We start from the raw sequence: 21,781 nt of genomic DNA, 5'->3' as shown, positions 1-21,781 counted from the left end.
GACCCAGGTGCAACAACAGCCCGTGTGTTTTTACCGACTTAATTCCAAGCCGCTAACGCCCGAACCGCTGCCAGGAGGGGCCGCCCTTACGGCTGACCGCTCGTCGCACAGAATCAGTTCGAGCCCCCACCTAAGCGATCAGGCGCACGCAGAATCTCACCGAGGCGCCATCAAAACAGTATTTTCGGCAAAAGCACAGGCAAAAATGGGCTAGTCATTTATCAATCAGACCTCTACGGTAGGACTTTTCCAGACTGCACTCGCAGATGGGCCTACGATCTGCAAAGGAAACCTAATATGCGCCTCGCAGCCCTGCCGCTCTTGCTTGCCCCTCTCTTCATTACGCCGTTGGCCTCTGCCGCCAGCAATTTGAGCGTCTGCACCGAGGCCAGCCCCGAAGGGTTCGATGTGGTGCAGTACAACTCGCTGACCACCACCAACGCGTCGGCCGATGTGTTGATGAACCGTCTGGTGGACTACGACGCCACCAGCGGCAAGCTCGTGCCCAGCCTGGCAGACAGTTGGGAAGTCTCGCCCGACGGCCTGACCTACACCTTCAAGCTGCACCCCAACGTGAAATTCCACCGCACCGAGTATTTCACCCCAAGCCGAACGCTGACGGCCGAAGACGTGCGCTTCAGCTTCGAACGCATGCTCGACCCGGCCAACCCTTGGCATAAGATCGCTCAAAGTGGCTTCCCCCATGCACAATCCCTGCAATTGCCCACGCTGATCAAGAAGATTGACGCCCTCGACCCGCTGACGGTGCGCTTCACCCTGGACCACGCCGATTCCACATTCCTCTCGGCCCTGAGCATGGGCTTCGCTTCGATCTACCCGGCGGAGTACGCCGACAAACTGCTCAAGGCTGGCACGCCGGAGAAACTCAACAGCCACCCTATCGGCACCGGCCCCTTCGTTTTTGTGCGTTTTCAAAAAGATGCCGTGGTTCGCTACAAGGCCAACCCGGATTACTTTGCTGGCAAACCGGCTGTGGATAACTTGATCTTCGCGATCACCCCCGATGCCAATGTGCGCCTACAGAAGCTGCATCGCGACGAATGCCAGATCGCCCTGTCGCCCAAGCCTCTGGATGTGGGCGAGGCCCAAAAGGATGCCGCTCTCAAAGTGGAGAAAACCGCTGCGTTCATGACCGCTTTCGTGGCCATCAACAGCCAGCACCCACCGCTGGACAAGCCCGAAGTGCGCCAGGCTATCAACTTGGCATTCGACAAGACCAGCTACCTCAAGGCCGTATTCGAAGGCACCGCCGAAGCCGCCAGCGGGCCTTACCCGCCGAACACCTGGAGCTTTGCCAAGGAGTTGCCGGGTTATCCACAGGACCTCGCCAAAGCCAAAGCGCTGCTGGACCGCGCCGGGCTCAAGGACGGCTTCAAGACCACGATCTGGACGCGCCCCACCGGCAGCCTGCTGAATCCCAACCCTAACCTCGGCGCACAATTACTGCAGGCGGACCTGGCCAAGGTCGGCATCCAGGGCGAGATCCGTGTGATCGAGTGGGGCGAGCTGATACGCCGCGCCAAGGCCGGCGAGCACGACCTGCTGTTTATGGGCTGGGCCGGCGACAACGGCGACCCGGACAACTTCCTGACTCCGCAGTTTTCCTGCGCGGCGGTGAAGTCCGGTACCAACTTTGCGCGCTACTGCGACCCGACGCTCGACAAGCTGATCAGCGCCGGCAAGACCACCAGCGAACAAGGCGTGCGCAGCAAGCTGTATCAACAGGCCCAGGCGCAGATCCAGCAACAGGCGCTGTGGCTACCGTTGGCGCACCCGACCGCCTTCACCCTGACGCGCAAGGGTGTCGAGGGGTATCAGGTCAGCCCATTCGGACGCCAGGATTTCTCCAAGGTCAGCGTCAAGCCCTGAGCCCCGGCCCCCACCGGGCGGGGTCACAACCAGCCATGCTCGGCCATCGACAGCGGGTCGCCGTCGCCGACGATGATGTGGTCCAGCACCCGCACATCCACGACCTCCAACGCCTTTTGCAGCAGCTTGGTCAATTTTCGATCAGCTGCACTGGGTTCAAGGCTGCCGGAAGGGTGGTTATGACATAGGATCAACGCCGCCGCGTTGTAGGCCAGGGCGCGCTTGACCACTTGTCGCGGATAAACTATCGCGGCATCGATCGTCCCCTGGGACAACGCCTCGAAACCCAACACCCGGTGCCGCGAGTCGAGAAACAAGCAGCCGAATATTTCGTGAGGCTCATGCCGCAACATCGATTTGAGGTAGTCGCGCACCACCACCGGGCTATCCAGTACGGAGTCTTTGCGCAAGCGTTCGGCCATATGCCGCCGGGACATTTCCAGTACGGCCTGCAATTGCGCAAATTTCGCCGGCCCCAGTCCCAACTGCTGGTTGAACAGCGTCTGGCTGGCCTCAAGCAACGGCCGTAAGCCGCCGAACTGCGTCAGCAGATGGCGCGCCAGGTCCACCGCGCTGCGGCCTGCCACTCCTGTACGCAGGAAGATCGCCAGCAGCTCGGCGTCGGACAGACTTGCCGCGCCCCACTCCAAAAGTTTCTCCCGTGGCCGCTCTGCCGCTGGCCAATCGCGAATACTCATCCCACCTCCCTGTGCAAGTGCGCCGCTGTTGCGTGGCGGTCGCTGTGTTATCGTAGGCCCTCTTTTTTGCCTGCGATTTCACCTGGGGAGGGGGCATCGCAGGCGTCACTGAACTGGCTTCACTGAACTGGAAAGGCAAACCAATGCAGCGTCTGTATCGGAAACGCATCGTTCTCGGCGTCGGCGGCGGCATTGCCGCTTACAAGAGCGCCGAATTGGTTCGCAGGCTCCTCGACCAGGGCGCCGAAGTGCGCGTGGTCATGACCCGCGGCGGCAGTGAGTTCATTACCCCGCTGACCATGCAGGCCCTGTCCGGCCACCCGGTTCACCTGGATCTGCTCGACCCTGCCGCCGAAGCCGCCATGGGTCATATCGAGCTGGCCAAATGGGCCGACCTGGTGCTGATCGCCCCGGCCACCGCCGACCTGATCGCCCGCTTGGCCCAAGGCATCGCCGACGATCTGCTGACCACTTTGGTACTGGCCACCGACGCTACCGTTGCCATCGCCCCGGCCATGAACCAGGCGATGTGGCGCGACCCGGCGACCCAGGCCAACACCCAACTCCTGCAAGACCGTGGCCTCAAGGTGTTCGGCCCCGCGTCCGGCAGCCAGGCCTGTGGCGACGTGGGCCTGGGCCGCATGCTCGAAGCCACTGATCTGGCGCAATGTGCCGCCGAGTGTTTCCAGCACCTGGCCCTGACCGGCAAGCACGTACTGATCACCGCCGGACCGACCCAGGAAAACATCGACCCGGTCCGCTACATCACCAACCATAGCTCAGGGAAAATGGGCTTCGCCCTGGCCGAAGCTGCGGTTGAGGCAGGCGCACGCGTCACGCTCATCACCGGCCCGGTGCATTTGCCGACCCCGGATCGCGTCACGCGAATCGACGTAGTCAGCGCTCGCGACATGCTTGCAGCTTGTGAAGCAGCCATTCCGTGCGACCTGTTCATCGCTTCGGCGGCGGTGGCGGATTACCGGCCGGAAGTCGTCGCCCCGCAAAAGCTCAAGAAAGACCCTACAAGCGGCGACGGCCTGCTCCTGCAAATGGTGCGCAACCCGGACATCCTGGCCACCATCGCCACGCGTCCCGACCGCCCGTTCAGCGTCGGCTTTGCTGCCGAAACCGAGCACCTGCTGGACTACGCCGCACGCAAATTGAAAGACAAAAACCTCGACTTGATCGTTGCCAATGATGTCGCCAACCCGAGCATCGGCTTCAACAGCGAGGAAAACGCTTGCAGCGTGATCGACCGCGAGCTGCACGCCACCCTTTTCGCCCAGACCAGCAAGGGCAAGATTGCCCGCCAACTGATCTCTTTTATCGCCCAACGGCTGAACCAGGTTTAATTTACATGCACGCTTTGCAAGCCAAGATTCTCGACCCCCGCCTCGGCACCGATTTCCCACTGCCGACCTACGCCACACCGGGTTCCGCCGGCCTGGACCTGCGCGCCATGCTCAAGCAAGACACCGTGCTCGAGCCAGGCCAGACCCTGCTGATCCCCACCGGCCTGTCCATCTACGTAGGCGACCCGGGCCTGGCCGCGCTGATCCTGCCGCGCTCCGGCCTGGGCCATAAGCACGGCATCGTGCTGGGCAATCTGGTGGGGCTGATCGACTCGGACTATCAGGGAGAGCTGATGGTGTCGTGCTGGAACCGTGGGCAAACCGCCTTCAACATCGCCGTTGGCGAACGCATCGCCCAGCTGGTGCTGGTGCCGGTGGTGCAGGCGCACTTCGACCTGGTACAGGAATTCGACGAAACCCAACGCGGCGCGGGCGGTTTTGGGCATTCCGGCAGCCACTGACTAAGCTGGATCGGGCCGGACACTGACGTCCGGCTCAATGCTTCTGGCCAGGCTCTTCAGGATGAAGAATGGGTGAATTTAAACGGCAATATTTCTTGCTTAAAATCAACGCGTTATCTAAGCACGAAGACAGCAAGCGAGCCGCGATGGCATTTTTGCACCACGAACTCTCTGCCGAAAACGCCGTCATACCCTTCAGCTTGAGCCTGCCGGCCACCCCCATTTAGGCCAGCCTTGCCCCCTTCAGATGGAGTTTCCCCCCGCGATGAGTACCGCAGCCCGAGTAGCCCCGACGTTCCCCGACAGCATTTTCCGCGCCTATGACATTCGTGGTGTGGTCCCCAAGACCCTCACCGCCGAAACCGCCTACTGGATCGGCCGCGCCATCGGCGCGCAGAGCCTGGCGCAGGGCGAACCGAATGTATGCGTCGGCCGCGATGGCCGCTTGTCCGGCCCGGAACTGGTGGAGCAACTGATCCAGGGCCTGGCCGACAGCGGCTGCCATGTCAGCGATGTGGGCCTGGTGCCAACGCCGGCGTTGTACTACGCCGCGAACGTACTGGCCGGCAAATCCGGCGTGATGCTAACCGGCAGCCACAACCCGTCGGACTACAATGGCTTCAAGATCGTCATTGCCGGCGACACCCTGGCCAATGAACAGATCCAGGCCCTGCATACCCGCCTCAAGACCAACGACTTGACCAGCGGCCAGGGCAGCATCACCCAGGTCGACATCCTGCAGCGCTACTCCGATGAAATCACCCGCGACGTCAAACTCGCCCGCCGCCTCAAAGTGGTAGTGGACTGCGGCAATGGCGCCGCCGGTGTAATCGCTCCACAGCTGCTCGAAGCCCTGAATTGCGAAGTCGTCCCGCTGTTCTGCGACGTGGACGGCAACTTCCCCAACCATCACCCGGACCCGGGCAAGCCTGAAAACCTGGTGGACCTGATTGCCAAGGTCAAGGAGACCGGCGCTGACGTCGGCCTGGCCTTCGACGGCGACGGCGACCGTGTGGGCGTGGTCACCAACACTGGCGTGAACGTGTTCGCCGACCGCCTGTTGATGCTCTTCGCTCGCGATGTGGTCAAGCGCAACCCCAATGCCGAGATCATCTTTGATGTGAAGTGCACCCGTCGCCTCACGCCGCTGATCAAGGAATACGGCGGTCGCCCGCTAATGTGGAAGACCGGTCACTCGTTGATCAAAAAGAAAATGAAGGAAACCGGTGCCCTGCTGGCCGGCGAGATGAGCGGCCACGTGTTCTTCAAGGAGCGCTGGTTCGGCTTTGACGACGGCATTTACAGCGCCGCGCGCCTGCTGGAGATCCTCAGCAAGGAAGAATCCACCGCCGAAGAGCTGTTTCAGACCTTCCCGAACGATATTTCTACGCCAGAGATCAATATCCATGTGACCGAGGAGAGCAAATTCAGCATCATTGACGCACTGCACGATGCGCAATGGGGTGAAGGCGCCAACCTGACTTCCATTGATGGTGTGCGAGTCGATTACGCCAAAGGCTGGGGCCTGGTTCGCGCATCCAACACCACTCCGGTGCTGGTGCTGCGTTTCGAGGCGGATACCGAGGCTGAGTTGCAGCGCATCAAGGACGTGTTCCACGCCCAGTTGAAACGTGTTGCCCCTGATCTCCAATTACCGTTCTGATCTTTTACCGGAGCCCTGAATGACCCTCGAACGCGAAGCCGCTGCCAACACCGCCAAGGTCCTGTCCGAAGCGTTGCCTTATATTCGACGCTACGTCGGCAAGACGCTGGTGATCAAATACGGCGGCAATGCCATGGAAAGCGACGAGCTGAAAACCGGCTTTGCCCGCGACATCGTGCTGATGAAGGCCGTGGGCATCAACCCGGTGGTGGTGCATGGTGGCGGTCCGCAAATCGGCGACCTGCTCAAGCGTTTGTCGATCGAGAGTCATTTTATCGATGGCATGCGCGTCACTGACGCGCAAACCATGGACGTGGTGGAGATGGTCCTGGGCGGCCAGGTAAACAAAGACATCGTCAACCTGATCAACCGTCACGGCGGCAGCGCCATCGGCCTGACCGGCAAGGACGCGGAGCTGATCCGCGCGAAAAAACTGACGGTCACCCGTCAGACGCCGGAAATGACCCAGCCGGAAATCATCGATATCGGCCAAGTGGGCGAAGTGATCGGTATCAACACCGACCTACTGAACCTGCTGGTAAAAGGCGACTTCATCCCGGTGATCGCGCCCATCGGCGTGGGCGCCAACGGTGAGTCTTACAACATCAACGCCGACCTGGTGGCCGGCAAGGTGGCCGAGGCACTGAAGGCTGAAAAGCTGATGCTGCTGACCAATATCGCCGGCCTGATGGACAAGCAGGGCAAAGTGTTGACCGGCCTGACCACCCAACAAGTCGACGATCTGATCGCCGACGGCACCATCTACGGCGGCATGCTGCCGAAGATTCGTTGCGCCCTCGAAGCGGTGCAGGGCGGCGTGGGCAGCTCGCTGATCATCGATGGCCGCGTACCGAACGCGGTATTGCTGGAGATCTTCACCGACACCGGCATGGGCACGCTGATCAGCAACCGCAAGCGCCCCTAAGTGCTGAATACAAAAAAGGCCCCCGTTCAATCCGATTGAACGGGGGCCTTTTTTATGCGGGACCTGTAAGCACTGCCAGTCAAGGTGGCAGGGGCCTATGTCAGACCCCAAACTGCTCGCGGTATGCACGCACAGCAGGCAAGTGCTGCTTGAGCTGCGGGTCATCTTCCAGGAACTGCAGCACCTGGTTCAACGACACAATACTCACTACCGGAATGCCGAAATCGCGCTCAACTTCCTGGATCGCCGACAACTCACCGTTGCCGCGTTCCTGGCGGTTCAGTGCAATCAGCACGCCGGCCGCTTTAGCGCCTTCCTGGGAAGCGATGATCTGCATCACTTCACGGATCGCGGTGCCGGCCGTAATCACATCATCGATGATCAACACATCGCCAGTCAGTGGCGCGCCGACCAGACTACCGCCCTCGCCATGGGCCTTGGCTTCTTTACGGTTGAAGCACCAAGGCAAATCGCGCCCATGATGCTCGGCCAGGGCCACGGCCGTAGCGGCGGCCAAAGGGATGCCTTTGTAGGCGGGGCCAAACAGCACGTCAAAGGACATACCGCTTTCAACGATGGCTGCCGCGTAGAAACGGCCCAACTGCGCCAGGGCCGAACCGGAGTTGAACAGGCCGGCATTGAAGAAATACGGGCTGGTCCGCCCGGACTTGAGGGTGAACTCACCGAAGCGCAAAACCCCGCGATCGATGGCAAAACGAATGAAATCGCGTTGATACGCCTGCATGAAAAAAGCCTCAGATACCACGGATTTAGCTAATTAGGTAGACGGCGTGTATCATACACGCACGCGATTTTTGGGGCCATTTATGCGGATCATCAGTGTGAACGTTAATGGTATTCAGGCTGCAGTCGAGCGTGGTTTGCTCAGTTGGCTGCAAGCCCAGAATGCCGACGTCATCTGCCTGCAGGACACCCGCGCCTCCGCCTTTGAACTGGACGACCCAGCCTTCCAACTGGATGGCTACTTCCTTTATGCCTGCGATGCCGAAGTGCCCACCCAAGGTGGCGTGGCTTTGTACTCGCGGTTGCAACCCAAGGCGGTCATCAGCGGCCTCGGCTTCGAGACAGCCGACCGCTACGGGCGCTACCTGCAAGCCGATTTCGACAAGGTCAGCATCGCGACCTTGCTGCTTCCATCAGGGCAGAACGGCGATGAAGACTTGAACCAGAAGTTCAAGCTAATGGACGATTTCGCCCGTTACCTGGATAAACAGCGGCGCAAACGTCGCGAGTACATTTATTGTGGCTCGCTGTACGTGGCGCAACAGAAGCTGGATATCAAGAACTGGCGCGACAGCCAGCAATCCCCAGGCTTCCTGGCGCCGGAACGGGCCTGGATGGACGAGATTGTCGGCAACATGGGTTACGTCGATGCCCTGCGCGAAGTCAGTCGTGAAGGCGATCAGTACAGCTGGTGGCCGGACAACGAACAGGCCGAGATGCTCAACCTGGGCTGGCGTTTCGATTACCAACTGCTGACCCCAGGCCTGCGCCGATTCGTTCGCAGCGCACGCCTGCCGCGCCAGCCGCGCTTCTCGCAACACGCGCCGCTGATCGTGGACTACGACTGGACGCTGACCATCTGAGGTCTTTTCCCAGGCACAAAAAAACCGACATCGCTGTCGGTTTTTTTGTGAGCGGTCATTATTTAACCAAACGCCAGGTCAGCGGATAGCGATAAGCGATCCCCTTGTTGGCCTTGATGCCGCCAATGATGGTCAGCACCACAGTGGCAATCGCCAGGGCCGTCATCAGGAAAAAACCAATCACGGCGAATGCCAGCACGATACAGACCAACCAGGCGATAGCCACGGTGATCTGGAAGTTCAAGGCTTCCTTGCCCTGATCGTCGATGAACGGGTCCACTTCCTTTTTCATCTGCCACAGAATCAGCGGCCCAACGACACTGCCGAAAGGGAACACAAACCCGAGAAACGCCGCGAGATGGCACAGCATTGCACTCTGCCGAACCTCGTAGGAAGGCGTAGGTACCGGCATTTGGCTGTCATTCATGGCGCTTCTCCTTGAGGCGGTTTCAGTCGGCCAGGGCGGCGTTCTGCAGTTCGAAAATTTCGCTCATGCCTTTCTGGGCCAAGGCCAGCATGGCGTTCAGATCGGCCGGCTGGAATGGCGCGCCTTCGGCGGTGCCCTGCACTTCGATGAAACCACCGGTGCTGGTCATCACGACGTTCAGGTCGGTCTCGGCGGCGGAGTCTTCCAGGTAGTCCAGGTCCAGCACAGGCTCGCCCTGGTACATGCCGACCGACACGGCGGCGATCATCTGCTTGAGCGGGTCGCCGGCCTTGAGGCCGCCACGCTTCTTGATCACTTTCAAGGCGTCGACCAGAGCCACCATGGCGCCGGTGATGGACGCAGTACGGGTGCCGCCATCGGCCTGGATCACATCGCAGTCAACATACAGAGTCACGTCGCCCAGCTTGGACATGTCCAGGGCGGCGCGCAGGGAGCGGCCGATCAGGCGCTGGATTTCCAAGGTACGACCGCCTTGCTTGCCACGGCTGGCCTCACGCTGGTTACGCTCGCCGGTGGCGCGCGGCAGCATGCCGTATTCAGCGGTCAACCAACCCTGGCCCTGCCCCTTGAGGAAACGCGGCACGCCATTTTCGACGCTGACGGTGCAAATGACCTTGGTATCGCCAAACTCGACCAGTACGGATCCCTCGGCGTGTTTGGTGTAGTTGCGGGTGATGCGGATCGAGCGGAGCTGATCGGCAACGCGACCACTTGGACGTTTCATAGGGGATACCTGTACTGAGGACGAAAACTGCCGGGCATTATAGAGCCGCGAACCGCTTCGGGGCACTTCTAAAAATTCAGTTACGAATGCTCGGCCTGTCGGCCTTTGTTTGGGCGCACTCGCCCCACTGCGCTACAATCCTGCGCCTTCGCAGCCTGCCTGCTTCATTTACCCATCAGCCCGTGATCGCGGGACTGCAACGCGAGGTACCCGCATGGTGCACAGCATGACCGCCTTCGCCCGCGTCGAAAAAGCCGGCGTCCAGGGCACCCTGAGCTGGGAATTGCGCTCGGTCAACAGCCGCTACCTGGAGCCGCACTTGCGTCTGCCGGAGTCGTTCCGCGACCTGGAAGGCGCCGTGCGCGAAGCGCTGCGTCAGGGCATTTCCCGCGGCAAGCTGGAATGCACCCTGCGCTTTACCGAAGAAACCACCGGCAAACCCTTGCAGGTCGACCGCGAACGCGCGGCGCAACTGGTCGCCGCCGCCGAAACCATTGCCGACCTGATCCAGCGCCCCGCACCGCTCAACCCTCTCGAAGTGCTGGCCTGGCCGGGCGTACTGGTAGCTGACGCCGCCGACCCGCAAGCCCTGAATGCCGAAGCCCTCGCCTTGTTCAACCAGGGGCTGAAGGAACTCAAGGCCGGTCGTGAGCGAGAAGGTGCCGAGCTGGCCCGTCTGATCAACGAGCGCCTGACCTCGATCGAAGAGGATGTATCGATCCTGCGTGAGCTGGTGCCGCAGATGCTGGCCACCCAACGCCAGAAGGTGCTCGACCGTTTCGCCGACATGAAGGCCGACCTCGACCCGACGCGCCTGGAGCAGGAAATGGTATTGCTGGCGCAGAAAAGTGACGTCGCCGAAGAACTCGATCGCCTCAGCACTCACATCCTCGAAGTGCGCCGCGTGCTCAAGTCCGGCGGCGCCGCCGGTCGGCGCCTTGATTTCCTGATGCAAGAACTCAACCGCGAAGCCAATACACTGGGCTCCAAGGCCTTCGATCCGCGCAGCACCCAGGCGGCGGTCAACCTCAAAGTGTTGATCGAGCAGATGCGCGAACAAGTACAGAATATTGAGTAAGGCAACCTCCATGACCCACAGCACCGGCACCCTGTACATCATTTCCGCCCCTTCGGGCGCGGGCAAGAGCAGTCTGGTCAAGGCACTGACAGACACCAACGATCAGATCCGCATCTCGATCTCCCACACCACCCGCGCCATGCGTCCGGGCGAGGTGAACGGCGTGCACTATCACTTCGTCGAGCGCACCGAGTTCGTGAAGATGATCGAGCACGGCGACTTCCTGGAACGCGCCGAGGTGTTCGGCAACCTCTACGGAACCTCGCAAAGCCACTTGCAGCAGACCCTGGACGAAGGCCATGACCTGATCCTGGAAATCGACTGGCAGGGCGCCGAACAGGTGCGCAAGCTGATGCCCAATGCGCGCTCGATCTTTATCCTGCCGCCCTCGCTGCAAGCCCTGCACCAACGCCTGACCAACCGTGGCCAGGACAGCGACGAGATCATCGATGGCCGCATGCGTGAAGCCGTTAGCGAAATGAGCCACTACGTCGACTACGATTACCTGATCATCAACGACGACTTTTCACACGCGCTGGATGACCTGAAGGCGATTTTCCGCGCCAATCAGCTCCAGCAGAAGCGCCAACAACAGCGCTTTGGCAAATTACTGGCCGAACTGCTCGGCTGATTGACGCTTCCCAAAACCGCTGCAAGGGCTTTACATTGGCACTTGCAGCGGTTTGACGAGGCTCCGCGAAAAATCAGCGCTTCCCTAAACGCTGGTGATTTTTTAAACTGCTCAGTCCGCTCGCCCAACCGGGCAGCGCGCATCTTGCATTCGCTCCGAGGAATACCATGGCCCGCGTAACCGTTGAAGACTGCCTAGAACACGTGGATAACCGCTTTGAGCTGGTCATGCTCTCTACCAAGCGTGCCCGTCAACTGGCCACTGGCGGCAAAGAGCCTCTGGTCCAGTGGGAAAACGACAAGCCGACCGTTGTCGCCCTGCGTGAAATCGCTGAAGGCCTGATGAGCTACGAGTTCATCGCCAACGCCGAAATCGTTGAAGACGAACCGCTGTTCGCAGCGTTCGAGGACGAGTCCAACGAGGCCGTCTAAGCCTATGCCTGGTCGACGTAGCACGGCGCGGGGTCAAAACCATCGGCAGGAGTTCACACTTTGCCGAGCATAGACGCCCTCGCCGATCGCTTATCGGCCTACCTCGGCCCAGACCAGGTCAACCTGGTCCGCCGAGCGTATTTCTACGCCGAACAAGCCCACGATGGCCAACGCCGCCGCAGTGGCGAGGCGTACGTCACCCATCCCCTTGCGGTGGCTAATATTCTTGCCGACATGCACATGGACCATCAGAGCCTGATGGCCGCGATGCTGCATGACGTGATCGAAGACACCGGAATCGCCAAGGAAGCGCTCAGCTCCCAATTCGGCGAAACCGTGGCCGAACTGGTCGACGGGGTCAGCAAACTGACCCAGATGAATTTCGAGACCAAGGCCGAAGCCCAGGCGGAAAACTTCCAGAAGATGGCCATGGCCATGGCCCGCGATATCCGCGTGATCCTGGTCAAACTGGCCGACCGGCTGCACAACATGCGCACGCTGGAAGTGCTGTCCGGCGAAAAACGCCGGCGCATCGCCAAGGAAACCTTGGAAATCTATGCGCCCATCGCCAATCGGCTGGGCATGCACGCCATTCGCATCGAATTCGAAGACCTCGGCTTCAAGGCGATGCATCCCATGCGCTCGGCGCGCATCTACCAGGCGGTCAAGCGTGCCCGGGGCAACCGCAAGGAAATCGTCAACAAGATCGAAGAGTCGCTGAGCCATTGCCTGGCCATCGACGAAATCGAAGGCGAGGTCAGTGGCCGGCAGAAGCACATCTACGGCATCTATAAAAAGATGCGCGGCAAGCGTCGGGCCTTCAACGAGATCATGGACGTGTATGCGTTCCGGATCATCGTAGACAAGGTCGACACTTGCTACCGCGTGCTCGGCGCTGTGCATAATTTGTACAAACCCCTGCCCGGCCGCTTCAAGGACTACATCGCCATCCCCAAGGCCAACGGCTATCAGTCGCTGCATACCACGCTGTTCGGGATGCATGGCGTGCCGATCGAGATCCAGATCCGCACCCGTGAAATGGAAGAAATGGCCAACAACGGCATCGCCGCCCATTGGCTGTACAAATCCAGTGGCGACGAGCAGCCCAAAGGCACCCATGCCCGCGCCCGCCAATGGGTCAAAGGCGTGCTGGAAATGCAGCAACGCGCGGGCAACTCCCTCGAATTTATCGAAAGTGTGAAGATCGACCTGTTCCCGGACGAGGTCTACGTGTTCACGCCCAAAGGCCGGATCATGGAGCTGCCCAAAGGCTCCACGGCTGTCGATTTCGCCTATGCCGTGCACACCGATGTGGGTAACAGTTGCATCGCCTGCCGCATCAACCGGCGCCTGGCGCCACTGTCGGAGCCGCTGCAGAGCGGTTCCACCGTGGAGATCGTCAGCGCACCGGGCGCACGACCGAACCCGGCCTGGCTCAATTTCGTGGTCACCGGCAAGGCCCGTACGCACATTCGCCACGCTCTGAAACTGCAGCGCCGTTCCGAGTCCGTCAGCCTGGGCGAGCGCCTGCTGAACAAGGTACTCAACGGTTTCGACAGTGCCCTGGACAAGATTCCCCAAGAACGCGTGCAGGCGATGCTTCACGAATATCGCCAGGAAACCATCGAAGACCTGCTGGAAGATATCGGCCTGGGCAACCGCATGGCCTATGTGGTCGCCCGCCGCCTGCTGGGCGAGGGCGAGCAATTGCCGAGCCCCGAAGGCCCATTGGCGATTCGCGGCACCGAGGGCCTGGTGCTCAGCTACGCCAAATGCTGCACACCGATCCCGGGCGATCCGATCGTTGGCCACCTGTCCGCGGGCAAGGGCATGGTGGTGCACCTGGACAACTGCCGAAACATCTCCGAAATCCGGCATAACCCGGAAAAATGCATCCAGCTTTCGTGGGCCAAGGATGTCACCGGCGAATTCAACGTCGAACTGCGCGTTGAGCTGGAGCACCAGCGCGGCCTGATCGCCCTGCTGGCCAGCAGCGTCAACGCCGCCGACGGCAACATCGAAAAGATCAGCATGGACGAACGCGATGGTCGCATCAGCGTGGTCCAACTGGTGGTCAGCGTACACGACCGCGTACACCTGGCCCGTGTGATCAAGAAGCTGCGCGCCTTGACCGGGGTCATCCGCATTACCCGCATGCGTGCGTAGTTCTTCAACCCCGCCACTGCCTATTACAAGGAGTCATTCATGACCAAGACTGTTATCACCAGCGACAAAGCCCCGGCCGCCATCGGTACTTACTCCCAGGCAATCAAGGCAGGCAATACCGTCTACATGTCCGGCCAGATTCCTCTGGACCCAAAAACCATGGAACTGGTAGAAGGCTTCGAAGCCCAGACCGTGCAAGTCTTCGAAAACCTCAAGTCCGTGGCCGAAGCCGCCGGCGGTTCTTTCAAGGACATCGTCAAACTGAACATTTTCCTCACCGACCTGAGCCACTTCGCCAAGGTCAACGAGATCATGGGCAAGTACTTCGAACAGCCGTACCCAGCCCGTGCCGCCATCGGCGTGGCAGCCCTGCCAAAAGGCGCGCAGGTTGAGATGGACGCGATTCTGGTGATCGAGTAAAACACCCGGCGCAGCCCCCACAGGCTGCGCCGACCTCGTTTTAAAAGGATTTCATGATGCGCAAAGCGCTTGTAGCTTCTTCATTGCTCGCCCTGTTGCTCGGCGGCTGTGCCAGCAACCCTGCCGACCAAGACGTGAGCGGCACTTGGATCAATCAGGTCGCCATCGATGCGGCAGCCAAGGGCGGTCCTCTGCGTGAAGCGCTGCAAAGCTTTGGCCCGAACCTCGAATGGGAGGTCAACGTCAAGGCATCTCAAGCCCGTTACTACAACGGTTTTGAGGTCGCCGAAGGCAAGTTGCTCGGGCAACAATCCGGCGCCTGGAGCGTGGATTTCTATGGCAGTTCCGCCACTGAACTCAAGCGCAAAGGTAAGCAGTTGCTGCAAGTGGCCAACGATAACGAGCCCGAGCAACTGTTCGCCCGTGCTAAAGACCCAGCTCCGGAAGGCGCACCATTGGGCGCCAACTTCGAACGAGCGCTCTATGCCGCCTACCTGGGCGGCGACTGGAAAATCACCGACGGCTTCGGCAACGGCGCAATCGTGCAGTTCCAGGCCGACGGCAAGGTTGTCGGCCTACCCAAAGTCGACCGGTATTCGCTGTGCCTGGCAGGCGATTGCGCCTCTATGAGTGGCGGCTACGACAGCATCTGGCTGCAACTCAATGGCCAGGGCAACCCTTGGATTTTCATGCGCAGGGGCAAACAGCTGGAAATTTTCCAGGCGGTCAATACGGCACAGGCAGACGAAGTACCTTCGTTTACGCCAGGCCCTCGTCAATGGTTGTTGGAAAAACAGTAACGGCCCCTGCAGGCAGTTGAATGTGAGAGGGGCGGAGTGACGATTCGGCTTGCCCCTGATAGCAATGCGTCAGTGACAGTTGGGCTGGCTGAGCCACTGCTATCGGGGGCAGGCCCCTCCCACATTTTTCAGATCGTGTTTCAGCCCTTGAGGATCGCCGCGTAGCCTTCCCGGTAAGTCGGGTATGTCGGTGCCCAGCCCAGCGCCTTGATCCGCGCGTTGCTGCATTGCTTGCTCCCCGCACGCCGCACACTGGCCTCGTCTGACCACTCTGTCACGCCCAGATAATCGCGCAGCCAGGCCACCACTTCGGCCAGCGGCGCCGGCGCGTCATCCACACCGATGTAGACCTTATCCAGCGAACCGCCCTGCTCCACATGCCGCAGCAAAAACGCGAGCAAGCCTGCTGCGTCGTCCGCGTGGATCCGGTTGCCATATAACGGTGGATCGACCGCCACCCGGTAACCTTGGCGCACCTGGGTCAGCAACCATTCGCGGCCTGGGCCGTAAATGCCGGTTAACCGCACAATGCTGGCGGGAATGCCGCTGCTCAACGCAACCTGCTCGGCTTCGAGCATGATCTGCCCGGAATAGCCTTTGGCCTGGGTTTCGGACGTTTCGTCGACCCATTCACCGTTCTGCTGCCCATACACACTGCTGCTGGACACAAACAGCAGATGTTTGGGTTGCTGGCCGTAATCGCCGAGCCACTCCAGAACATGTTGCAGCCCCTGCACGTAAGCCGCGCGGTAGCCAGCTTCATCGTGATCGGTCGCGGCGGCGCAATACACCAGGTAATCCACGCCGCCGATTGGCCAGGTATCGGGGCAGTCCTTTTTGAACAGGTCACCGCCAATGCCGATCACCCCGACAGGCAAGCGCGAAATGTCGCGCCGCAGGCCGTACACCTCCCATTCCGAGGCAAGCAATTGGCTGGCTAACCGACTCCCCACATCGCCACATCCGACAATCACAACAGAAGGCGCGGACATCATAAAACTCCGTATTGAAAGGTCTAGGTTAGCCCTCTCAGTTGACCGACGGCCAGAAAAAGGGCAAATAAAGTTACTGTATTACTTCTGTTAACAAGAATTACTTGCAATAATGACCACCCATTTGTCCTCGCCCCTTGCTCTGGGTCTGGAAGGACAATCACTCATTCTTTCTCTCAGGTCCGGCCAGCATGACACGTAATACAACCCCCGCTTCGCCAACCAAGCCTCACAGCCCTTCCCGCGCCTGGCGCGCGATTGCTGCGCTGCTGTTCAGCGTTCTGCTGGCGCCGACCGCCGCATTCGCCGATGCCACCGCACCCGCCACACCTGCTGCCGCCGAGCAGAATGCCGCCACCCCGCCCGCACCGCCTGCCGCGCCAGTCGCCACCGACCCGGCCGCCCCGGCTGCGGACGACACCGGTGTGGTGCTGGAAGAGAACAACACCTTGGGCATGGCCCACGACCTGTCGCCCTGGGGTATGTACCAGAACGCTGACGTGGTGGTGAAAGCTGTGATGATCGGCCTGGCCATAGCCTCGATCATCACTTGGACCATCTGGATCGCCAAAGGCTTCGAGCTGCTGGGCGCCAAGCGTCGCCTGCGTACTGAAATCGTCCATCTGAAAAAGGCCACCACCCTCAAGGAAGCCAGCGAAAGCGCAACCAAGAAAGGCACCCTGGCCAATACCCTGGTGCACGATGCACTGGAAGAGATGCGCCTGTCGGCCAACACTCGCGAAAAAGAAGGCATCAAAGAGCGTGTCGCCTTCCGCCTTGAGCGTCTGGTGGCTGCTTGCGGCCGCAACATGAGCAGCGGCACCGGCGTTCTGGCGACCATCGGTTCCACCGCACCGTTCGTCGGTCTGTTCGGCACCGTATGGGGCATCATGAACAGCTTTATCGGCATCGCCAAAACCCAGACCACCAACCTCGCCGTGGTTGCCCCCGGCATCGCCGAAGCCCTGCTGGCAACTGCTTTGGGTCTGGTGGCAGCGATTCCGGCAGTGGTGATCTACAACGTCTTCGCCCGCTCGATTGCCGGCTACAAGGCCCAGGTGTCGGACGCGTCGGCGGAAGTCCTGCTGCTGGTCAGCCGCGACCTCGACCACCTGCCTACCGAGCGCAGCTCGCAACCGCACATGGTGAAAGTGGGGTAATCGGCCATGGGCCTGCATTTGAATCAAGGCGACGACGAACTCGTCGAGAACCACGAAATCAACGTCACGCCGTTTATCGACGTGATGCTGGTGCTGCTGATCATCTTCATGGTGGCCGCACCGTTGGCCACCGTAGACATCAAGGTCGACCTGCCCGCCTCCAGCGCCAAACCGGCGCCACGGCCGGAAAAACCGATCTTCCTCAGCGTCAAGGCGGATCAACGTCTGTTCCTGGGCGAAGAAGAAGTCAAAACCGAAACCCTGGGCCCGGTGCTCGACGCCAAGACCCAAGGCAAGAAGGACACGACGATCTTCTTCCAAGCCGACAAAGGCGTGGACTACGGCGATCTGATGAGTGTGATGGATGCCCTGCGGGCGGCCGGCTACCTCAAGGTTGGCCTGGTTGGACTTGAGACGGCAGCCAAGAAATGATCACGACGCGCCACAAACTGACGCGTTATGGCACCAGCCTCGCCGTCGTACTGGGCGTGCATGCCATCGCGATTGCCATCGCACTCCACTGGTCGGCGCCGCGCACGGTGCAGTTGCCGCCGGCAGCCATGGTCATCGACCTGGCGCCTGCTCCCGCACCGCCACCGCCTCCGGCCCCGCCGAAGGTGGTGACGCCGCCGCAGCCGCCCGCCCCGGTGGAAGAGCTGCCGCTGCCAAAAATGGCCGAGGCGCCCAAGCCAACGATCCAGGTGCCCAAGCCGGTCAAGCCCAAGCCTAAACCCCAGCCGCCCAAGCCGGTGGAGAAAAAGCCCGAGCCGCCCAAGGAAAAACCTTCCGAGGAGCCACCGAGCGATACGCCGCCGACCCAAGCGCCACCGCAGAAATCGGCACAGCCTGCACCAGGGCCGTCGCCACAACAGCTGGCGGCCAAGGCGTCTTGGGAAGGCACGTTGCTGGCCCACTTGCAGAAGTACAAGAAGTATCCGCCAGGCGCCCAGGCCCGAGGCAAGGAAGGTCTGAACCGCCTGAAGTTCGTGGTCGATGCCGAAGGCAATGTGCTGTCCTACGAGCTGGTGGGCCTTTCCGGCAACGCCGACCTGGACCGCGCCACCCTGGACATGATCCGTCGTGCCCAACCGCTGCCCAAACCGCCGGCCGATATGGTCAAGAGCGGCAGCATCGAGATCGTTGCACCGTTCGTGTACAACATCGAAAAGCGTCGCCGCTGAACATGAGTGTGGCGAGGGGTAACCCTCGTCACTTTCAGCAAAATCCTCAGCAGTTCCCACTCAATCCCTAACAAACTTCTGATAACGTGCGTCTATCGATTGCAGCCGGTATGCTTGGCCCGCAACCTCATGGACGCCCGCTATGACTCTTACAGAATTACGCTACATCGTGACCCTCGCCCAAGAGCAACACTTTGGCCATGCGGCCGAGCGCTGCCATGTCAGCCAGCCGACGCTGTCGGTGGGCGTGAAAAAGCTTGAAGACGAACTCGGTGTGCTGATTTTCGAGCGCAGCAAGAGCGCCGTGCGCCTCACGCCAGTAGGCGAAGGCATCGTCGCCCAGGCCCAGAAGGTGCTGGAGCAGGCGCAAAGCATTCGCGAACTGGCCCAGGCCGGCAAGAACCAACTGACCGCGCCGCTCAAGGTCGGAGCCATCTACACCGTCGGCCCATACCTGTTCCCGCACTTGATTCCGCAACTGCACCGCGTCGCGCCGCAGATGCCGTTGTATATCGAAGAGAACTTCACCCACGTACTGCGCGACAAACTGCGCAACGGCGAGCTGGATGCGATCATCATCGCCCTGCCGTTCAACGAAGCGGATGTGCTCACCCTGGCGCTCTACGACGAGCCGTTCCAGGTGCTGATGCCCGCCTCGCACCCGTGGACCAAAAAAGCCAGCATCGACGCTGCCCTGCTCAACGACAAGAGCCTGCTGCTGCTCGGTGAAGGCCACTGCTTCCGCGATCAGGTGCTGGAAGCCTGCCCGACCCTCACCAAGGGCAACGACGGCGCCAAGCACACCACCGTGGAGTCCAGCTCCCTGGAAACCATCCGTCACATGGTCGCCTCGGGCCTGGGCATCTCGATCCTGCCGCTGTCGGCGGTGGACAGCCATCACTACGCCCCCGGCGTAATCGAAGTACGCCCGCTTACACCGCCGGTGCCGTTCCGCACGGTGGCCATCGCCTGGCGCGCCAGCTTCCCAAGGCCCAAGGCGATTGAGATTCTCGCCGACTCCATCCGCCTGTGCTCGGTGGCCAAGCCGACTGCGGCGAGCTAAGTAACCGTATGACTGAGCTGTCGCAGGTGTCGGTGACGGCACTCAAGGGTGTCGGTGAGGCCATGGCCGAGAAGTTGGCCAAGGTCGGCCTGGAGAACCTCCAGGACGTGCTGTTCCACCTGCCCCTGCGCTATCAGGACCGCACCCGCGTGGTGCCCATCGGCCACTTGCGCCCTGGGCAGGATGCGGTGATCGAAGGCACCGTCAGCGGTGCCGATGTGGTGATGGGCAAGCGCCGCAGCCTGGTGGTGCGCTTGCAGGACGGTACCGGCGGCCTGAGCCTGCGTTTCTACCACTTCAGCAATGCGCAGAAAGAGGGCCTCAAGCGCGGCACCCGCGTGCGCTGCTACGGTGAGGCCCGGCCCGGCGCGTCGGGCCTGGAGATCTACCACCCGGAATACCGCGCCATCACCGGCGACGAACCGCCACCGGTAGATACCACCCTCACCCCGATCTACCCGCTCACCGAAGGCCTGACTCAACAGCGCCTGCGCCAGTTGTGCATGCAGACGCTGTCCATGCTCGGCCCCACCAGCCTGCCCGACTGGCTGCCCTTGGAGTTGGCCCGCGATTACCAGTTGGCGCCACTGGCCGATGCGATTCGCTACCTGCATCACCCCCCCGCCGATGCCGACGTGGACGAGCTGGCCCTGGGTCATCACTGGGCCCAGCACCGCCTGGCCTTTGAAGAGTTGCTGACTCACCAACTGTCCCAGCAACGCCTGCGCGAAAGCATGCGCTCCCTGCGCGCGCCGGCGATGCCCAAGGCCACGCGTCTGCCCGCGCAATACCTGGCCAATCTCGGCTTTACGCCGACCGGCGCCCAGCAGCGCGTAGGCAACGAAATCGCCTACGACCTGAGTCAGCACGAACCCATGCTGCGCCTGATCCAGGGCGACGTCGGCGCAGGCAAGACCGTGGTCGCCGCCCTCGCCGCGCTGCAAGCCCTGGAGGCCGGTTACCAGGTGGCGCTGATGGCGCCTACCGAGATTCTAGCCGAGCAGCATTTCATCACCTTCAAGCGCTGGCTCGAACCGCTGGGCCTGGAAGTGGCGTGGCTGGCGGGCAAGCTCAAAGGCAAGAACCGCGTAGCCGCCCTGGAGCAGATCGCCGCCGGCGCCCCCATGGTGGTGGGCACCCACGCGCTGTTTCAAGACGAAGTGCAGTTCAAGAACCTGGCGCTGGTGATCATCGACGAACAACACCGCTTCGGCGTGCAGCAACGCCTGGCCCTGCGCCAGAAAGGCGTGGGCGGACGTATGAGCCCGCACCAACTGATCATGACTGCCACGCCGATCCCGCGCACTCTGGCGATGAGCGCTTACGCCGACCTCGACACCTCGATCCTCGACGAATTGCCGCCGGGTCGCACCCCGGTCAACACCGTGCTGGTCACCGATACGCGGCGGGTCGAGGTGATCGAGCGCGTGCGCGGCGCGTGCGCCGAAGGGCGCCAGGCGTACTGGGTCTGTACGCTGATCGAAGAGTCCGAAGAGCTGACCTGCCAGGCCGCCGAAACCACCTATGAAGACCTCACCAGCGCCCTGGGCGAACTCAAGGTCGGGCTGATCCATGGTCGTATGAAGCCCGCGGAAAAAGCGGCGGTGATGGCCGAATTCAAGGCCGGCAACCTGCAACTGCTGGTGGCCACTACGGTGATCGAAGTCGGCGTGGACGTGCCCAACGCCAGCCTGATGATTATCGAAAACCCCGAACGCCTGGGCCTGGCGCAATTGCACCAACTGCGCGGCCGCGTCGGTCGAGGCAGCGCCGCCAGCCACTGCGTGCTGCTATACCACCCACCGCTATCGCAGATCGGCCGCCAGCGCCTGGGCATCATGCGCGAAACCAACGACGGTTTTGTCATCGCCGAAAAAGACCTCGAACTACGCGGCCCCGGTGAAATGCTCGGCACGCGCCAGACCGGCCTGTTGCAGTTCAAAGTGGCCGACCTGATGCGCGACGCCGACCTGCTGCCTGCCGTCCGCGATGCGGCGCAAGCGCTGCTGGAGCGCTGGCCGGATCATGTCAGTCCGCTGTTGGATCGCTGGCTGCGGCACGGTCAGCAATACGGCCAGGTTTGACGCAGCC

General features: G+C 61.3%; 22 protein-coding genes and 1 pseudogene. 18 read left to right on the top strand and 5 right to left on the bottom strand.

All coding sequences use genetic code 11. The features are described from left to right. Nucleotides 1-297: 297 nt before the first annotated feature. Entirely contained in the window at nucleotides 298-1,890 is a 1,593-nt protein-coding gene (locus QRN41_RS02790) for an ABC transporter substrate-binding protein (protein ID WP_167416960.1), read from the top strand. 23 nt (nucleotides 1,891-1,913) lie between these two features. Here the strand turns inward: QRN41_RS02790 and radC are convergent, their stop codons facing one another. Continuing rightward, on the bottom strand, nucleotides 1,914-2,588 hold the full coding sequence (gene radC / locus QRN41_RS02785; RefSeq protein WP_167416959.1) for a RadC family protein: 675 nt from the start codon (nucleotides 2,586-2,588) through the stop codon (nucleotides 1,914-1,916). Between the two features lie 143 nt (nucleotides 2,589-2,731). On the opposite strand from radC, the gene coaBC reads away from it, so the two are divergent. From coaBC to argB, 5 genes and pseudogenes are all read left to right on the top strand, one after another. Further along, entirely contained in the window at nucleotides 2,732-3,940 is a 1,209-nt protein-coding gene (gene coaBC, locus QRN41_RS02780; protein WP_034139819.1) for a bifunctional phosphopantothenoylcysteine decarboxylase/phosphopantothenate--cysteine ligase CoaBC, read from the top strand. 5 nt (nucleotides 3,941-3,945) lie between these two features. Next, nucleotides 3,946-4,401, top strand: coding sequence for a dUTP diphosphatase (gene dut / locus QRN41_RS02775; protein ID WP_285421138.1), 456 nt, complete (start codon nucleotides 3,946-3,948; stop codon nucleotides 4,399-4,401). A gap of 68 nt (nucleotides 4,402-4,469) precedes the next feature. Then, nucleotides 4,470-4,628: a hypothetical protein gene (locus QRN41_RS02770; protein WP_156796375.1), complete on the top strand. Its 159-nt coding sequence runs from the start codon at nucleotides 4,470-4,472 to the stop codon at nucleotides 4,626-4,628. A gap of 14 nt (nucleotides 4,629-4,642) precedes the next feature. Then, nucleotides 4,643-6,064 (top strand): annotated as a pseudogene (locus QRN41_RS02765) (phosphomannomutase/phosphoglucomutase); the annotation flags it as partial. A 19-nt stretch (nucleotides 6,065-6,083) separates the two neighbouring features. Beyond that, nucleotides 6,084-6,989 carry an acetylglutamate kinase gene (gene argB / locus QRN41_RS02760; protein ID WP_010207505.1) on the top strand — a complete coding sequence of 302 codons (906 nt, stop codon included), beginning with the start codon at nucleotides 6,084-6,086 and terminating at the stop codon, nucleotides 6,987-6,989. A 100-nt stretch (nucleotides 6,990-7,089) separates the two neighbouring features. Here argB and pyrE read toward each other — a convergent pair whose 3' ends face one another. Continuing rightward, the gene (gene pyrE, locus QRN41_RS02755; RefSeq protein ID WP_034101480.1) at nucleotides 7,090-7,734 is read right to left on the bottom strand and encodes an orotate phosphoribosyltransferase; all 645 of its coding nucleotides are present in this window, start codon (nucleotides 7,732-7,734) and stop codon (nucleotides 7,090-7,092) included. A gap of 82 nt (nucleotides 7,735-7,816) precedes the next feature. On the opposite strand from pyrE, the gene crc reads away from it, so the two are divergent. Next, nucleotides 7,817-8,596, top strand: a complete 780-nt coding sequence (crc, locus tag QRN41_RS02750; RefSeq protein ID WP_003195493.1) for a catabolite repression control protein Crc — start codon at nucleotides 7,817-7,819, stop codon at nucleotides 8,594-8,596. Nucleotides 8,597-8,654: 58 nt separating this feature from the next. On the opposite strand, the gene QRN41_RS02745 is transcribed toward crc, so the two are convergent. After that, nucleotides 8,655-9,023: a DUF4870 domain-containing protein gene (locus QRN41_RS02745; RefSeq protein ID WP_034101481.1), complete on the bottom strand. Its 369-nt coding sequence runs from the start codon at nucleotides 9,021-9,023 to the stop codon at nucleotides 8,655-8,657. Nucleotides 9,024-9,045: 22 nt separating this feature from the next. Continuing rightward, nucleotides 9,046-9,768, bottom strand: coding sequence for a ribonuclease PH (gene rph, locus QRN41_RS02740; RefSeq protein ID WP_034101482.1), 723 nt, complete (start codon nucleotides 9,766-9,768; stop codon nucleotides 9,046-9,048). A 214-nt stretch (nucleotides 9,769-9,982) separates the two neighbouring features. Here rph and QRN41_RS02735 point away from each other — a divergent pair, with 214 nt between their 5' ends. The 6 genes from QRN41_RS02735 (at nucleotide 9,983) to QRN41_RS02710 (ending at nucleotide 15,294) form a co-directional block, all read left to right on the top strand. After that, the gene (locus QRN41_RS02735) at nucleotides 9,983-10,846 is read left to right on the top strand and encodes a YicC/YloC family endoribonuclease (protein WP_123479203.1); all 864 of its coding nucleotides are present in this window, start codon (nucleotides 9,983-9,985) and stop codon (nucleotides 10,844-10,846) included. A gap of 10 nt (nucleotides 10,847-10,856) precedes the next feature. After that, the gene (gene gmk / locus QRN41_RS02730) at nucleotides 10,857-11,477 is read left to right on the top strand and encodes a guanylate kinase (RefSeq protein ID WP_034139821.1); all 621 of its coding nucleotides are present in this window, start codon (nucleotides 10,857-10,859) and stop codon (nucleotides 11,475-11,477) included. 167 nt (nucleotides 11,478-11,644) lie between these two features. Continuing rightward, nucleotides 11,645-11,908 (top strand): DNA-directed RNA polymerase subunit omega, encoded by a 264-nt coding sequence (gene rpoZ, locus QRN41_RS02725; protein WP_003176920.1) that lies wholly within the window; start codon nucleotides 11,645-11,647, stop codon nucleotides 11,906-11,908. A gap of 60 nt (nucleotides 11,909-11,968) precedes the next feature. Next, nucleotides 11,969-14,074: a bifunctional GTP diphosphokinase/guanosine-3',5'-bis pyrophosphate 3'-pyrophosphohydrolase gene (gene spoT / locus QRN41_RS02720; RefSeq protein ID WP_034101485.1), complete on the top strand. Its 2,106-nt coding sequence runs from the start codon at nucleotides 11,969-11,971 to the stop codon at nucleotides 14,072-14,074. 39 nt (nucleotides 14,075-14,113) lie between these two features. Then, complete coding sequence (gene ridA / locus QRN41_RS02715; protein WP_003176922.1) at nucleotides 14,114-14,494, top strand: deaminase RidA; 381 nt, start codon at nucleotides 14,114-14,116, stop codon at nucleotides 14,492-14,494. Nucleotides 14,495-14,550: 56 nt separating this feature from the next. Beyond that, entirely contained in the window at nucleotides 14,551-15,294 is a 744-nt protein-coding gene (locus tag QRN41_RS02710; RefSeq protein ID WP_167416953.1) for a hypothetical protein, read from the top strand. Between the two features lie 140 nt (nucleotides 15,295-15,434). Here QRN41_RS02710 and QRN41_RS02705 read toward each other — a convergent pair whose 3' ends face one another. Further along, on the bottom strand, nucleotides 15,435-16,286 hold the full coding sequence (locus QRN41_RS02705) for an SDR family oxidoreductase (protein WP_285421137.1): 852 nt from the start codon (nucleotides 16,284-16,286) through the stop codon (nucleotides 15,435-15,437). Nucleotides 16,287-16,477: 191 nt separating this feature from the next. Here QRN41_RS02705 and exbB point away from each other — a divergent pair, with 191 nt between their 5' ends. The 5 genes from exbB to recG all read left to right on the top strand — a co-directional run bounded on the left by exbB (nucleotide 16,478) and on the right by recG (nucleotide 21,774). Then, nucleotides 16,478-17,446, top strand: a complete 969-nt coding sequence (exbB, locus tag QRN41_RS02700; protein WP_034139823.1) for a tonB-system energizer ExbB — start codon at nucleotides 16,478-16,480, stop codon at nucleotides 17,444-17,446. A 6-nt stretch (nucleotides 17,447-17,452) separates the two neighbouring features. Then, on the top strand, nucleotides 17,453-17,878 hold the full coding sequence (exbD, locus tag QRN41_RS02695; protein ID WP_017526806.1) for a TonB system transport protein ExbD: 426 nt from the start codon (nucleotides 17,453-17,455) through the stop codon (nucleotides 17,876-17,878). Then, the gene (locus QRN41_RS02690; protein ID WP_034101489.1) at nucleotides 17,875-18,627 is read left to right on the top strand and encodes a TonB family protein; all 753 of its coding nucleotides are present in this window, start codon (nucleotides 17,875-17,877) and stop codon (nucleotides 18,625-18,627) included. The genes exbD and QRN41_RS02690 overlap by 4 nt, the downstream gene beginning before the upstream one ends. A 142-nt stretch (nucleotides 18,628-18,769) precedes the next feature. Next, a complete protein-coding gene (locus QRN41_RS02685; protein WP_034101490.1) occupies nucleotides 18,770-19,690 on the top strand; it encodes a hydrogen peroxide-inducible genes activator in 921 nt (306 codons plus the stop codon). Nucleotides 19,691-19,698: 8 nt separating this feature from the next. Continuing rightward, a complete protein-coding gene (recG, locus tag QRN41_RS02680; RefSeq protein WP_034101491.1) occupies nucleotides 19,699-21,774 on the top strand; it encodes an ATP-dependent DNA helicase RecG in 2,076 nt (691 codons plus the stop codon). The last annotated feature ends 7 nt before the right edge of the window (nucleotides 21,775-21,781 follow it).

This window comes from Pseudomonas sp. efr-133-TYG-23, from assembly GCF_030209215.1.
In the GTDB taxonomy this organism is placed as follows: Bacteria; Pseudomonadota; Gammaproteobacteria; order Pseudomonadales; family Pseudomonadaceae; genus Aquipseudomonas; species Aquipseudomonas rhodesiae.
The sequence above is the reverse complement of the archived record's forward strand: the minus strand, read 5'-3'. Positions and strand labels throughout refer to the sequence as shown.